Genomic DNA, 12,477 nt, shown 5'->3' on the forward strand with positions numbered 1-12,477 from the left:
ATGCAACCACGTATGGGCGGGATTGTTCACGCTAATATTCCAGATGTGGAAACACTTTTTGCGAGCTACATGCCTTATGTCGTTGGTGGCGGTTTATTTGTGCCATCAAAGCAAGCTGTGAAAATGGGTGATGAGGTTTTCTTATTGGCGACTTTGCCTGAACAAAGTATAAAAATTCCTTTGACAGGAAAAGTGATTTGGATTTCGCAAAAGCAAAATGGCATTAAACCACAAGGCTTTGGAATTCAATTAAGCGGCGAAAAAGGCGTTTATTTCAAAACAGAAGCAGAACGTTTACTTGCAGGGCTTAAATCTGAGGGGCGTAGAAGTTACACTATGTAGTTACAACAGTGAAGACTTGTAGGTACATATTGTGTTTGTAGATACCCATTGCCATTTAACCATGCTTGACTTAAGCCCTTATGAGGGTAATTTAGATCTTGCATTGGATCAGGCTCGTCAAGCCGGGGTCTCAAAATTTATGAGTATCTCGGTTGATCTAGATGACCATATCGAACTTTCAAAAATTGCTTCACGTCATGCCGATGTGGGTTATTCCGTTGGGGTACACCCATGTGAAGATCCTGCAACGATGGCTCGGGCAACAGAAGAATATCTCATTGAATTAGCACAAGCTGAAAAGGTTTGGGCGATTGGTGAAACAGGGCTGGACTATTTTCATAGTACAGACTTTATTGCAGAGCAAAAAGAATGCTTTGCCCGTCATATTCACGCATCGCAAGCCGTAAAAAAACCGGTGGTTGTACATACCCGTTCTGCAAAGCATGATACGGTGGATATTATCCGTGCAGAGAAATCTACTCACGGTATTTTGCATTGTTTTACTGAAGATTGGGAAACGGCAAAAGCTGTCTTAGATTGTGGATATTACGTGTCATTTTCAGGCATTGTTTCTTTTAAAAATGCACAAGATTTGCGTGATGTGGCCAAGCAAGTACCATTGGATCGAGTGCTGATTGAAACTGATAGTCCATACCTTGCACCGATGCCCTATAGAGGAAAGTCTAATGAACCAAAATACGTTCCCTATGTAGCCAAAGCCTTAAGTGATGTATATGATAAGTCAATTGAAGAGATGGCTTTCATTACAATGCAAAACTTTGAAAATCTCCTCAATCTTAAGTAAATAATTTGAATTGATATAAGAGTAAGAGAGTATAGGGTGAAGATGGATCGTCAAGCTCAGTTTAGAGCAAGAGAAGCATTAATTTTCCAAGTGGCAGAGCAACTGCTATTGGAAAATGGCGAAGCAGGGATGACACTAGATGCGCTAGCGGCAGAACTCGACTTGGCAAAAGGGACGTTATATAAACATTTCCAAAGTAAAGATGAACTATATATGTTGCTCATTATTCGTAATGAACGCATGTTATTGGAAATGATTAAAGACACCGATAAAGCTTTTCCTGAACACCTTGCTTTCTTTATGTTGCATCACTTACATCACCCAGAACGTACAGTGTTGTTTCATCAAATTGAAGAGCGTTTATCGACAACGGGTGTGGGTATTCAGCACTTGTTTAGTGAACTATATCAAGTGCGCAAACAACGCCTACGATTGATCATTCGTATGACTGAGCATTATTTGGAGTCGATTCAAAGTAGCATGCCAGTACGTGATTATCTTGCTTCAATTTGGTCACTTACACATGGCGCTGCAGCAATTTTGAACTCTAGTTTTTATCAGCGTTATTTGGGTTCAAGAGACACCTTGCGGGTTGCTTATATTGATCAAGCCTTGGCCTTACCAAAACAAGTGCATGCGGTTGCTCAATTCGCTTAAAGGCTGCTTATGAAAAGTGCATCACCATCATCGGTTCGTGGATTCACCCTCGTAGAATTGATGGTGGTGATTGTGATTATGGGCATTATGGCCTCATTGGTGCTTTTAAATATCGGTGGGACAGATCAACGCAAAGCCATGCAGGCACGTGAAGTGTTTGTAATGGATCTGAAACGAATTTTACGCGATGCAAATGATCAAGCATTGATATTGGCCCTACAGCAAAAAGCTGGAACGGATGTCAATACCCAAAGCTATGCGGTACAAGAATATTTACCAGAACAAAAACGTGTAGAAAATAGTATTTTAAATCAGAATAATAAATGGCAAAACTATAAAGACTTTGAAACCCGAGTATTGCCTGAAAATGTCTCTTTTACGATTCAGCCTTTAGATCAGCAGTATGAAAATGCCAATAATGATGATTTGTTAAATACCAATGCACCCAAGTTGATATGGTTGGGCAACGGTGAAGTAAAGCCTGTACGTATACAGTTTTATTTTGAAGAACGTGCCATTGGTAATGAAATCGAAATTGATCATTTAGGGAAAGTCAATGCGGGCTAAAGGGTTTACGCTACTTGAAGTCATGGTGGCATTGGCGATTTTTGCGACTGCGACAATGGCTTTGTCTAATGTTGCGATGCAATATACACAGTCGACAGCACACGCAATTTTAAGAAATAAAGCACAATTCGTTGCGCTGAATGAAATCGCTAAGATGGAAATCAATCGTGAATGGATGACGGGTACTGCATCAAAACAAGTCACTGAACAAGGCGAACAATGGCAAATTGACAAAAAAGCCCAAGCCACCATTAGTCCAAATGTACAACGGATTGATATCCAAGTGAGTTTGATGAATGCTGAAACAGGCGATGTTGAAGCAGGGATTAGCAGTTTGGTGTTCTTTAACTATAAGGCTCCGTTGGATGAAAATAATAACTAGAAAAAAACGTACATCTCAAGATATGCCTGTGCTTGTACAGCAAGGAATGAAGAATCAAGCAGGATTTACCTTAGTTGAGCTTTTGGTTGCGATTGCTATTTTCGCAGTGCTGTCTGCTTTGGGTTGGAAGGTTTTTGATTATGTCTCGAAAGTGAAGGAACGAAACGCAACCCATGAGGCAAGGCTTAGTCAGTTGCAAGATGCCCATCAGCAAATTCTCAGAGACACAGTACAAGCTGTGCCCTTAACTGCCAATATTAATGGAGATATTCAACCAGCGCTGGTGTTGCAAAATGGCCGATTTAATTTCAGTAAGACAGGTGTCACTGATCCATTAAATCAGGGCATTGCACCTGACGAGCGAGTGGAATATCAATACAAAGCTGATGAAAAAAAATTGTATCGGCTAAAATTTAAAAATCTCAACCAAACGGGGCATGATCAGCCAGATTCGAGTGTTTTACTGGATAATGTTGAACAATATAAAATCACGGTACTCAATCCAAATGAGTTAGAGAATTGGCCAGATGCTGCCGCTGATTTGAATAATGAAAAAACCATTCAACTGTTACCGCGGGGTATCAGGATGCAGCTCACAGTTGATGGGACAAACTACGAATGGTTATTCAGTTTGTTAAATACTGATTTTTTATTGGATAAAAATAAGAATGGTTAGCGGTCAGGTAGTAGAGTCATTTGAAGTTCGGAGTTGCTTATGAAACAGCAACGCGGCATCGCCTTGTTAACTATCCTGATGATGGTAGCTTTGGCTACTATTGTTGCAGCAGCCATCGCAAAACAACAAGCCAATACTTCTGAAAACACCGCCTACGTGATGCGCCAAAATCAATCGATGTTATATGCGAAAAGTGCCGAAGCATTTTTTGCTGAACTTTTGGTAAATGATGCCGAAAATGCAGGGCAGGTGGATCACCTCCAAGAAAATTGGGCTCAGCCTATGCCCGCCTTTCCAGTGGAAGGTGGAACTGTTGCAGGTGTGCTGCAAGACGAATCTGGAAAATTTAACCTTAATAGCTTGGTTTCAGAAGAGGGTGTGGTAAATGACAAAGCTAAGCTATGGTTTGAAAAAATATTGCAGCGTGTTGGTTTGCCCGCAGAATTAAGTCAAGCCGTGATTGATTGGCAAGATGAAGATGATGAGACCTCTGGCCCGATGGGAGCAGAGCTGGCGTACTATCGTGGTTTAAATAATGCGGCACTACCGCCAAATGCAAAATTTCATAGTGTGGAAGAACTGAAATCAGTCCGTGGTTTTGAAGGTGCTCAATATAAACTGATTGCGCCCTATGTGAGTAGCTTGCCCTCGCATGAAACAACGGTAAACATTAATACCGCTCCTGCATTTTTGTTAGCGACTATGGATGATCGTTTAGATGTCAATGCAGTTGAGCAAGCTTTGCAACAAAAAGCTGCCAAATTTGAACATTTCGAAAATATCAATGATTTATGGGCAATGGAGCCATTTGCACAGGTGAGCACAGAAAATAGGGAAGTTTTAAATTCACAATTGGGTGTGCAGTCGAACTATTTTAAAGCGCAAATTGAAATTATTTTAAATGAAAGAAAGCGTCAATTTACCAGTGAGTTAGTGCGAAAAGATAAAGATGTATATGTGGCTTTTCGCAGTATGGCACCATTTTAGGTCTTAAATATCGCTAAATTTTCATGATGCCTTTTCCCAATTGTGCTGAACAGCAAAATTAATGCCTCTTGTTAGACTTTTGCATTATAATCTCTGAGAACCCATAGATTATTTGATTGCATTACGACATATGTTAATTCGTAAGTTATTTAAGTTTGAAAACGCGCATATCGTGCGTAATTGCACGTCAGACCGTTGCAAACGTTCCATTCATGGACACAGTTATAAAGTCGAATTATTACTCAAAGCGTCGAAACTTGACCATGGACAAATGGTTTACGATTTCGGTTTGCTCAAAGGGGTAATTAAAGACTTATTTGACAGTTTTGATCACGCGATTTGTTTTTGGCAACACGATGATGCTGAGTACATTCGTGCCTGCAAACAGTTCAGTGCACGTTGGGTCGAACTACCCGTATCGCCCTCAGCAGAACAGTTTTCACGAATCTTCTTTTATTTAGCACAACAAGTTCTAAAATCAACAGAAACTCAAAATGGTGAGGGTGATGTTGAGGTGTATTCTGTGATCGTGCATGAGACAGACACAGGCTATGCGCAAAGCTTCTTAGAAGATATCGACAACGCACAAATGGGGTTGTTGCAGTTAGATCAAATCGTCTTCTCCGAACAGGTTCAGTCGGAATGGAACGATACTCAAATGTATGAAAAATTAAAACAGGGTCAAAAATTTTTAAACCCTGCAGTTGATTTACAAGTTAGAATTTAAGTAAATATTTGGTTTTATTAGGATTGGTTAACAGTGATGTCTTTAACAGAAGAGCAACAAGCAAAACTCGCTAAAGTGCAGCTTGAGCCTAGCTGGAAATATGCCCTAAGTGAGTTTTTGCTTAGCCCTCGCATGGATGAGTTAAAAGACTTTCTGCTACAACAAATCAAACAGGATAAAGTGATTTATCCACCGAATCCGCTGATCTTTAATGCCTTAAACACTACGCCTATGGCGAATGTAAAGGTGGTGATTTTAGGCCAAGACCCGTATCATGGGCCAAATCAGGCACATGGCTTGAGTTTTTCGGTACAAAAGGGGGTTGCATTACCACCTTCTTTACGTAATATTTTCCATGAGTTAAATACCGACCTTGGGGTACCTGTGTCAAAACATGGGGACTTAACACGCTGGGCAGAACAAGGTGTTTTGCTTTTAAATGCGGTACTGACTGTTGAGGCTGGGCAACCAACTTCACATCAAAAACGTGGCTGGGAAGATTTTACAGACCATGTGATTGATGTTTTAAATGAACAACGTGAGCATATTGTCTTTATTTTATGGGGGGCATATGCACAGCGTAAGGGACAACGCATTGACCAAAATAAGCACTTGGTGCTAAAAGCCGCGCATCCATCACCTTTGGCTGCAAACCGCGGTGGTTTTTTTGGTTGTAAGGTGTTCTCAAAAAGTAATAATTATCTTAAACAAAATGGCATTGAGCCAATAGACTGGCAGCTGGACGCATGACTTATTCTCCCGTTTCAAAAAATTATCACCCAGATCTGATTGTTGAAGAAGCGAAAAATGGCTGGCGCATTGTTCGCCTGAATCGCCCAAAATCGCTTCATGCATTAGATGAATCTATCTGTACAGCGTTGCTTGAAGTCTTTCAGGACTTTCAACACGATGATGCTGTAAAAGCGATTTGGTTGGATTCCACTACGCCAAAAGCATTTTGTGCAGGTGGCGACGTACGCAAATTGCGACAATTGGTGGTCAATGATGAAGTTGAAACGGCGAATAAATTCTTTGAACAAGAATATGCTCTAGATTTGCTGCTGCATAACTATGCAAAGCCGATTTTGGTTTGGGGCGAAGGTTATGTCATGGGGGGTGGTTTAGGTCTGTTTATGGCTGCACCTTTCCGCTTGGTAACACCTTATTCACGTTTAGCAATGCCTGAGATTAATATTGGTTTGTATCCAGATGTAGGTGCGACGCGTTTCCTTGCTGACCGTGGCGCCATTGGTTTGTTTACTGGGTTAACCGGCTCGATTATGACCGCAGCAGGTGCTTATGGTATCGGTTGGGCAACGCATATTTGTGATGCGCAGCGTGATAATGTACTTGAAACTGTCATTAATATTGATTGGGATCATTATCCAGCGGGCGATTTCCGTGCCATTGATGACACTTTAAATAGTATGCATCGTCCTGTGGGGCCGGGACCATTACAAAATTCATTGGATGTGATTCAAAGTGTGTGCCGTGGGCATAATTTTGAACATGACTATGAATCAATTATTGGTTTAAGCGATGCACGCAGTGATTGGTTACGCCAAGCCAGTGAAAATCTACAAAAAGGTTCACTTGCAACAGCAGCATTAACATGGTTATTGTGGCAGTGGGGGAAAAAAGTGCATTCTTGGAATGAAGTGTTTGAACTGGAAACCCAAATTTCGGATTGGAAAATTCGTCATGCGGACTTTGTTGAAGGTGTGCGCGCCCGCCTAGTCGATAAAGACCTGTCTCCAGAATGGAAAAAAGGTACAGATCTTTCCCTCAAAGGAATTCTGGCTGATGAGCCTCCTGTAACCAATATTGACAGTTGGAATGCGCTGTTAAGACAGTATGGTGTAATTTAATTAATTGATGTCTGAACCAAACTTATATAGTGATGAACACTGGATGCAGCTGGCTTTCGAGCAGGCTGCACAAGCTGCAGAATTGCAAGAAATTCCTGTAGGCGCAGTCATTGTGAGTCAAAATCAAGTCATAGGTGCAGGGTTTAATGCGCCGATTTCTTTGAAAGATCCCACCGCACATGCGGAAGTACAAGCTTTACGTCAAGCTTGTTTAAATATCGATAATTACCGTTTACCCGACGACGCAACCTTATATGTAACTTTGGAACCATGCACAATGTGTGTGGGCGCTTTGGTACATTCGAGAATTAAGCGTGTGGTATTTGCAACGACTGAGCCTAAAGCAGGTTCTTTGGTCAGTTCGCGTCAATTGTTAAATTCAGGCTACTATAATCATATCTTTGAGTTTGAGCATGGTTGCCTACAAGAGCAATGCTCCCAACAATTAAGTGATTTTTTTAAAATGCGTCGTGAACAAAAACGACTGATGAAGTTACAGGAAAAAGCCACTTTGACTGAACTTCATTTAAAAAATCAAGTAAACTCTACTGACAATTAATATTGTCAAATAAAATAGGGTACACCATGAAATCGATCCAAGTAAAAAAAGAATTTAATGCACCAGTCGAGCAGGTTTTTGACTTACTTTCAAAACATTCGACCTATAACGTGGCTTTTGCACCGATTCAAGTGGTGCGTGTCAAAGATTCAGCAGATCCTGAGCGTCCTGATGGTGTGGGTTCAGTGCGCCGAATGGGCTTTGGGCCAGTGAAGCCGTTACAAGAGCAAATTACCTTACTTGAGCCAAACCAACGCATTGAATATAAGATTATTAAAAACCCATTGGTGAAACATCATTTGGGTGTGATTCAATTCGAAGCGATCGATGCTGCGCGTACTTTAGTCACTTATACGATTGAATTACAGGCGCGTGCGCCATTCGTTAGTCAATTAATCCTTGCGCAACTGAAGTCAGCGATTAAAATTGGTTTTTCAAAACTTGCAAAAACCGTATAAACAAAAGTGGAAGAGCAATGACAGTTCAAATCATTACAATTGATGGCCCAAGTGGCTCAGGTAAAGGAACATTGGCAGCAAAAATTGCGGCACATTATCAGTTCCACTTACTCGATTCAGGTGCGTTATATCGTCTGTTGGGATTGTCATTGCATAAGCAAGACTTAATTGATGCATTAGACTCAAAGCTCGATGAGTGCGTAAAAATTGCAACAAATTTAGACATACAATTTGTGACAAATGAAACAGGTGTTTCAGTGCTTTTAGACGGTGAAGATGTCTCAAAAGTTATCCGTACAGAGAGAGTCGGAGAGTTTGCCTCAAAAGTTGCTGCAATTCCTGCACTTAGAACTGCGCTTTTAGAACGTCAGCATGCCTTTGCCCAAGCACCTGGTTTGGTTGCAGATGGCCGTGACATGGCAACTACGATTTTTCCCAATGCTCAAGCCAAGATTTATTTAACGGCTTCTGCTCAGTCCCGTGCAGAGCGCCGTGTAAATCAGTTGCAGGCTATGGGCGTGGATGTTAAAATAAACGACATTTTAGCTAATATCGAAGCGCGTGATAAGCGAGATATGGAACGCACAGTCGCTCCACTCAAGCCTGCGCCAGATGCTTATTTCATTGATAGTTCAACTTTGAGTATTGATGAAGTATTCACGCTGATGACGAATTACATCGATCAGCAATTAGCAAACTAAAGAATTTTCAGCAGAAGCATAGCTTGATCAGTCTTATACGGACTATGTAGACGCTTAATTAAACCGGCCTTGTCTGATCCAAGACCGCTGACTTTACTAGGTATATCATGACCGAATCTTTTGCAGCCCTCTTTGAAGAAAGCGAATTAAACCTCAACGTTGAAAAGGGTGCTGTCATCCAAGGCGTTGTAGTAAATATCGACTCTGACTGGGTAACAGTTGACACTGGCCTTAAATCAGAAGGTATTGTTGACCGCGCTGAATTCTTAAATGAACAACGTGAACTTGAAGTTCAAGTTGGCGACACTGTTGACGTAGTTGTTGAAGCTCTTGACAACGGTATGGGTCAAACAGTTTTATCACGTGAAAAAGCTAAACGTGCTGAAACTTGGACTAAACTTGAAAAAATCTTTGAAGACGGCGAAATCGTTACTGGTGTTATCTCTGGTAAGGTTAAAGGCGGTTTCACTGTTGACATCGGTCCAGTTCGTGCGTTCCTTCCAGGTTCTTTAGTTGATACTCGTCCTATTCGTGATACTACTCACTTAGAAGGTAAAGAGTTAGAATTTAAAGTAATCAAACTTGATGCTAAACGTAACAATGTTGTTGTATCTCGTCGTGCTGTTATGGAAGCTGAATCTTCAGCTGACCGTGAAGCTCTTCTTGCTCAGCTTGAAGAAGGTCAAACAGTTACTGGTACTATCAAAAATCTTACTGACTACGGCGCGTTCGTTGACCTTGGTGGTATTGATGGTCTTCTTCACATCACTGACATGGCTTGGAAACGTATCAAGCATCCTTCAGAAGTTGTTGAAGTTGGTCAAGAAGTTACTGTTAAAGTACTTAAATTCGACCGCGAACGTAACCGCGTATCTTTAGGCCTTAAACAATTAGGCGAAGATCCATGGTTAGCGATCATGAACCGTTACCCTAAAGGTTCTATCGTTAAAGCTCGTGTAACTAACTTAACTGACTACGGTTGCTTCGCTGAAATTGCTGAAGGCGTTGAAGGCTTAGTACACGTTTCAGAAATGGACCATACTAACAAAAACATCCACCCATCTAAAGTTGTTCAGATCGGTGACGAAGTTGACGTTATGGTTCTTGAAGTAGATGAAGAGCGTCGTCGTATTTCTCTTGGTATCAAACAAACTCGTGCTAACCCATGGGAAGAGTTTGCTAAAGAACACGACAAAGGTGAAAAAGTTTCAGGTACTATCAAGTCAATCACTGACTTCGGTATCTTCATCGGTTTACCAGGCGGTATCGATGGTCTAGTTCACTTGTCTGACATTTCTTGGAACGAACAAGGCGAAGAAGCTATCCGTCGTTACAAGAAAGGTGACACAGTTGAAGCGGTTATCCTTTCAGTAGACGCTGAAGGCAACCGTATCAGCCTTGGCATCAAACAAATGAACAGCGATCCGTTCAACGATTTCTTAGCTGCTAACGAACGCGGTGCGCTTGTTAAAGGTACTGTAACTGCAGTTGACGCTAAAGGCGCTACTGTTAAGTTAGCTGACGAAGTTGAAGCGACTCTTAAAGCATCTGAAATCAACCGCGACCGCGTTGAAGATGCAACTAAGTTCCTTGAAGTTGGTCAAGAAGTTGAAGCTAAAATCATCAACGTAGACCGCAAATCACGTTCTATCAACTTGTCTATCAAAGCGAAAGACGAAGCTGAAGAAAAAGAAGCAGTAGCTAACTTGAACAAGACAGCTACAGCAACTTCAGACAATGGTCCTAAGACTATTGGTGATTTGATCAAAGCTCAAATGAACCACTAAGTAAGTGTTTGAATTGTATTGTTAATGTAAATTAATTAATATATTTTACACAATTACTGTAACGGTAGCGTAGTAAGTGATTATTACGCTACCGTTTTGTATTTAAACAGGTTATTATCAGGAAACTGATCCTAGGTAGCTTGATAATTAAAGAGGTCGCAGATGACTACTGAAGCACTTAATAAGTCTGACTTAATAGAGCGTATTTCTCTTAAAAACCCACACTTAGCTGAACCCTTAGTGGAAGAGGCCGTTAAGATAATGATCGATCAAATGATCGAAGCTTTGTCTACAGACAACCGAATTGAAATCCGTGGTTTTGGTAGTTTTGCATTACATCACCGTGAACCACGTGTGGGTCGTAACCCAAAAACAGGTAAATCAGTTGAAGTTGCAGCAAAAGCTGTACCGCACTTTAAACCTGGTAAAGCTTTACGTGATGCGGTAAACGAATCTGCAAACTAATTCAAAACATTGTTAGGGGTGTTTATGCGTTACGTATTGGTCGTAATTCTACTGGTCCTATTTGGATACTCATTGGCTTTGGTTCTGCAAAACGGAACTGAACTTTCAGTCGATTTGTTGTTTACACAAGTACCTGCAATGCGTTTAGGGCTTTTATTGCTATTAACCTTGTCATTAGGTTTGGTGTTAGGTCTTTTATTGGCAGTGCAAGTATTCCGAGTATTTCAAAATAACTGGGAAATTAAACGTCTACGTAAAGATATTGACCGCCTACGTAAAGAGCAAATTCAAACTGCTCAACTGGCTGCTGCTGAAGCGGCTGCACATACGCGTCATGAAAAGACAGTTTTAGATATTGATGCGAATGAGCGTCCTTCTAACCCGTTATAATTGGGTTTTAGAAGTAAATTAACTACTTTTATGAGTAGATTTAAATTTTATATTTAACACTCCGGTGGATCATCGGGGTGTTTTTTTATGGGCTGAAAAAATAATACGCTTATCTCAAATAAAATAATGAGATAGCTCAATTCAAATTAATCATTTCAAATAACATGAGTTTTATGACTTTCTGATCAAGTTGAATACATCTATAATGCACTAATTTTGTCAAAATGAAGGGTAAGTCTCTTGAGTATCATCGTTGCACTAGATGCTAAAAGCCAATATGACGCACTTACAATTGCAGAGCAGTTAGATCCTGCATTATGTCGAGTTAAGGTTGGTAAAGAGTTATTTACCCATGAGGGTCCAAGTGTCGTTAAGGCCTTGCATGATAAAGGTTTTGAAGTATTTCTAGATCTGAAATTCCATGATATTCCAAACACCACAGCGCAAGCAGTTTGTGCAGCTGCGGATATGGGTGTGTGGATGGTGAATGTTCATGCATCAGGTGGTCGTAAAATGATGGAAACCTGTGTAGAGCGCCTAAAAGCAGGCAATTACAATACTCAGCTGATTGCTGTTACTGTTTTGACCTCGATGGGTCGTGAAGATCTTGCTGATTTAGGTTTAGATGTTGAACCCTTTGAACATGTGAAACGTCTTGCGACTTTAACGAAAGAAAGTGGTTTAGATGGTGTAGTGTGTTCGGCGCAAGAAGCGAAAATGTTACGTGAAACTTTGGGTGCAGAGTTTGCTTTAGTGACACCGGGTATCCGTCCTGCGGGTTCTGCTGCTGATGATCAAAAACGAATTGTGACACCTAAACAAGCCATGCTTGATGGTTCTACACATTTGGTGATTGGCCGTCCAATTACTAAATCGGAGAATATGCGTCAGACTTTAAAAGATATTTTAGCGACACTTTAATATTTACCTTCTCTCTCTAACTCTCTCCCAAAGGGAGAGAGAAAGTCCTCTGCCTTTGGGCATAGGTATCTACACATTTTTTATAAATTGAATGCGATCTGAGCAATCGCATTCAGCTCATCAGACGAATACTCTGACAACAACTGAAGAGTGTTCAATAGTATTGAAAGCCCTGCCAGTATGGC

General features: G+C 40.9%; 17 protein-coding genes. All 17 read left to right on the forward strand.

All coding sequences use genetic code 11. The features are described from left to right. The 17 genes from FTU83_RS09465 (at position 1) to pyrF (ending at position 12,292) form a co-directional block, all read left to right on the forward strand. The gene (locus FTU83_RS09465; RefSeq protein WP_111885061.1) at positions 1-342 is read left to right on the forward strand and encodes a PilZ domain-containing protein; all 342 of its coding nucleotides are present in this window, start codon (positions 1-3) and stop codon (positions 340-342) included. 31 nt (positions 343-373) lie between these two features. Continuing rightward, positions 374-1,147, forward strand: a complete 774-nt coding sequence (locus FTU83_RS09470) for a TatD family hydrolase (RefSeq protein ID WP_180106250.1) — start codon at positions 374-376, stop codon at positions 1,145-1,147. Positions 1,148-1,189: 42 nt separating this feature from the next. Further along, positions 1,190-1,804 carry a TetR/AcrR family transcriptional regulator gene (locus FTU83_RS09475; RefSeq protein WP_078193665.1) on the forward strand — a complete coding sequence of 205 codons (615 nt, stop codon included), beginning with the start codon at positions 1,190-1,192 and terminating at the stop codon, positions 1,802-1,804. Positions 1,805-1,813: 9 nt separating this feature from the next. After that, on the forward strand, positions 1,814-2,371 hold the full coding sequence (locus FTU83_RS09480; protein ID WP_180049347.1) for a type II secretion system protein: 558 nt from the start codon (positions 1,814-1,816) through the stop codon (positions 2,369-2,371). After that, entirely contained in the window at positions 2,361-2,753 is a 393-nt protein-coding gene (gene gspI, locus FTU83_RS09485; protein ID WP_180022530.1) for a type II secretion system minor pseudopilin GspI, read from the forward strand. Before FTU83_RS09480 ends, gspI begins: the two co-directional genes overlap by 11 nt. A gap of 46 nt (positions 2,754-2,799) precedes the next feature. Next, a complete protein-coding gene (gene gspJ, locus FTU83_RS09490; protein WP_111885090.1) occupies positions 2,800-3,429 on the forward strand; it encodes a type II secretion system minor pseudopilin GspJ in 630 nt (209 codons plus the stop codon). A 39-nt stretch (positions 3,430-3,468) separates the two neighbouring features. Beyond that, positions 3,469-4,416, forward strand: coding sequence for a type II secretion system minor pseudopilin GspK (gene gspK / locus FTU83_RS09495; RefSeq protein ID WP_180106252.1), 948 nt, complete (start codon positions 3,469-3,471; stop codon positions 4,414-4,416). Positions 4,417-4,546: 130 nt separating this feature from the next. Beyond that, entirely contained in the window at positions 4,547-5,143 is a 597-nt protein-coding gene (locus tag FTU83_RS09500; RefSeq protein ID WP_078193661.1) for a 6-carboxytetrahydropterin synthase, read from the forward strand. Between the two features lie 36 nt (positions 5,144-5,179). Next, positions 5,180-5,893 carry a uracil-DNA glycosylase gene (gene ung, locus FTU83_RS09505; protein ID WP_078193660.1) on the forward strand — a complete coding sequence of 238 codons (714 nt, stop codon included), beginning with the start codon at positions 5,180-5,182 and terminating at the stop codon, positions 5,891-5,893. Continuing rightward, a complete protein-coding gene (locus FTU83_RS09510) occupies positions 5,890-7,011 on the forward strand; it encodes an enoyl-CoA hydratase/isomerase family protein (protein WP_180106254.1) in 1,122 nt (373 codons plus the stop codon). Before ung ends, FTU83_RS09510 begins: the two co-directional genes overlap by 4 nt. Before the next feature lie 7 nt (positions 7,012-7,018). Continuing rightward, a complete protein-coding gene (gene tadA, locus FTU83_RS09515; RefSeq protein ID WP_180106256.1) occupies positions 7,019-7,570 on the forward strand; it encodes a tRNA adenosine(34) deaminase TadA in 552 nt (183 codons plus the stop codon). A 26-nt stretch (positions 7,571-7,596) separates the two neighbouring features. After that, positions 7,597-8,028, forward strand: coding sequence for an SRPBCC family protein (locus FTU83_RS09520; RefSeq protein WP_078188937.1), 432 nt, complete (start codon positions 7,597-7,599; stop codon positions 8,026-8,028). Between the two features lie 17 nt (positions 8,029-8,045). Continuing rightward, positions 8,046-8,729, forward strand: a complete 684-nt coding sequence (cmk, locus tag FTU83_RS09525; RefSeq protein ID WP_180106258.1) for a (d)CMP kinase — start codon at positions 8,046-8,048, stop codon at positions 8,727-8,729. 107 nt (positions 8,730-8,836) lie between these two features. Next, positions 8,837-10,516 carry a 30S ribosomal protein S1 gene (gene rpsA, locus FTU83_RS09530; RefSeq protein ID WP_078188933.1) on the forward strand — a complete coding sequence of 560 codons (1,680 nt, stop codon included), beginning with the start codon at positions 8,837-8,839 and terminating at the stop codon, positions 10,514-10,516. A 162-nt stretch (positions 10,517-10,678) separates the two neighbouring features. Continuing rightward, positions 10,679-10,981, forward strand: a complete 303-nt coding sequence (locus FTU83_RS09535; protein WP_067767464.1) for an integration host factor subunit beta — start codon at positions 10,679-10,681, stop codon at positions 10,979-10,981. Positions 10,982-11,005: 24 nt separating this feature from the next. Further along, entirely contained in the window at positions 11,006-11,371 is a 366-nt protein-coding gene (locus tag FTU83_RS09540) for a lipopolysaccharide assembly protein LapA domain-containing protein (RefSeq protein ID WP_078188931.1), read from the forward strand. Positions 11,372-11,611: 240 nt separating this feature from the next. Then, positions 11,612-12,292: an orotidine-5'-phosphate decarboxylase gene (pyrF, locus tag FTU83_RS09545; RefSeq protein WP_180010309.1), complete on the forward strand. Its 681-nt coding sequence runs from the start codon at positions 11,612-11,614 to the stop codon at positions 12,290-12,292. The last annotated feature ends 185 nt before the right edge of the window (positions 12,293-12,477 follow it).

The organism is Acinetobacter sp. YH12152 (assembly GCF_013418285.1).
GTDB lineage: Bacteria > Pseudomonadota > Gammaproteobacteria > Pseudomonadales > Moraxellaceae > Acinetobacter > Acinetobacter amyesii.

Bases quoted from the DNA above. Each gene is read 5' to 3' on its own strand.
- FTU83_RS09465 (WP_111885061.1), top strand. From the start codon at position 1: ATGCAACCACGTATGGGCGGGATTGTTCACGCTAATATTCCAGATGTG.
- FTU83_RS09475 (WP_078193665.1), top strand. From the start codon at position 1,190: ATGGATCGTCAAGCTCAGTTTAGAGCAAGAGAAGCATTAATTTTCCAA.
- FTU83_RS09480 (WP_180049347.1), top strand. From the start codon at position 1,814: ATGAAAAGTGCATCACCATCATCGGTTCGTGGATTCACCCTCGTAGAA.
- gspI (WP_180022530.1), top strand. From the start codon at position 2,361: ATGCGGGCTAAAGGGTTTACGCTACTTGAAGTCATGGTGGCATTGGCG.
- gspJ (WP_111885090.1), top strand. From the start codon at position 2,800: ATGAAGAATCAAGCAGGATTTACCTTAGTTGAGCTTTTGGTTGCGATT.
- gspK (WP_180106252.1), top strand. From the start codon at position 3,469: ATGAAACAGCAACGCGGCATCGCCTTGTTAACTATCCTGATGATGGTA.
- FTU83_RS09500 (WP_078193661.1), top strand. From the start codon at position 4,547: ATGTTAATTCGTAAGTTATTTAAGTTTGAAAACGCGCATATCGTGCGT.
- ung (WP_078193660.1), top strand. From the start codon at position 5,180: ATGTCTTTAACAGAAGAGCAACAAGCAAAACTCGCTAAAGTGCAGCTT.
- FTU83_RS09510 (WP_180106254.1), top strand. From the start codon at position 5,890: ATGACTTATTCTCCCGTTTCAAAAAATTATCACCCAGATCTGATTGTT.
- tadA (WP_180106256.1), top strand. From the start codon at position 7,019: ATGTCTGAACCAAACTTATATAGTGATGAACACTGGATGCAGCTGGCT.
- FTU83_RS09520 (WP_078188937.1), top strand. From the start codon at position 7,597: ATGAAATCGATCCAAGTAAAAAAAGAATTTAATGCACCAGTCGAGCAG.
- cmk (WP_180106258.1), top strand. From the start codon at position 8,046: ATGACAGTTCAAATCATTACAATTGATGGCCCAAGTGGCTCAGGTAAA.
- rpsA (WP_078188933.1), top strand. From the start codon at position 8,837: ATGACCGAATCTTTTGCAGCCCTCTTTGAAGAAAGCGAATTAAACCTC.
- FTU83_RS09535 (WP_067767464.1), top strand. From the start codon at position 10,679: ATGACTACTGAAGCACTTAATAAGTCTGACTTAATAGAGCGTATTTCT.
- FTU83_RS09540 (WP_078188931.1), top strand. From the start codon at position 11,006: ATGCGTTACGTATTGGTCGTAATTCTACTGGTCCTATTTGGATACTCA.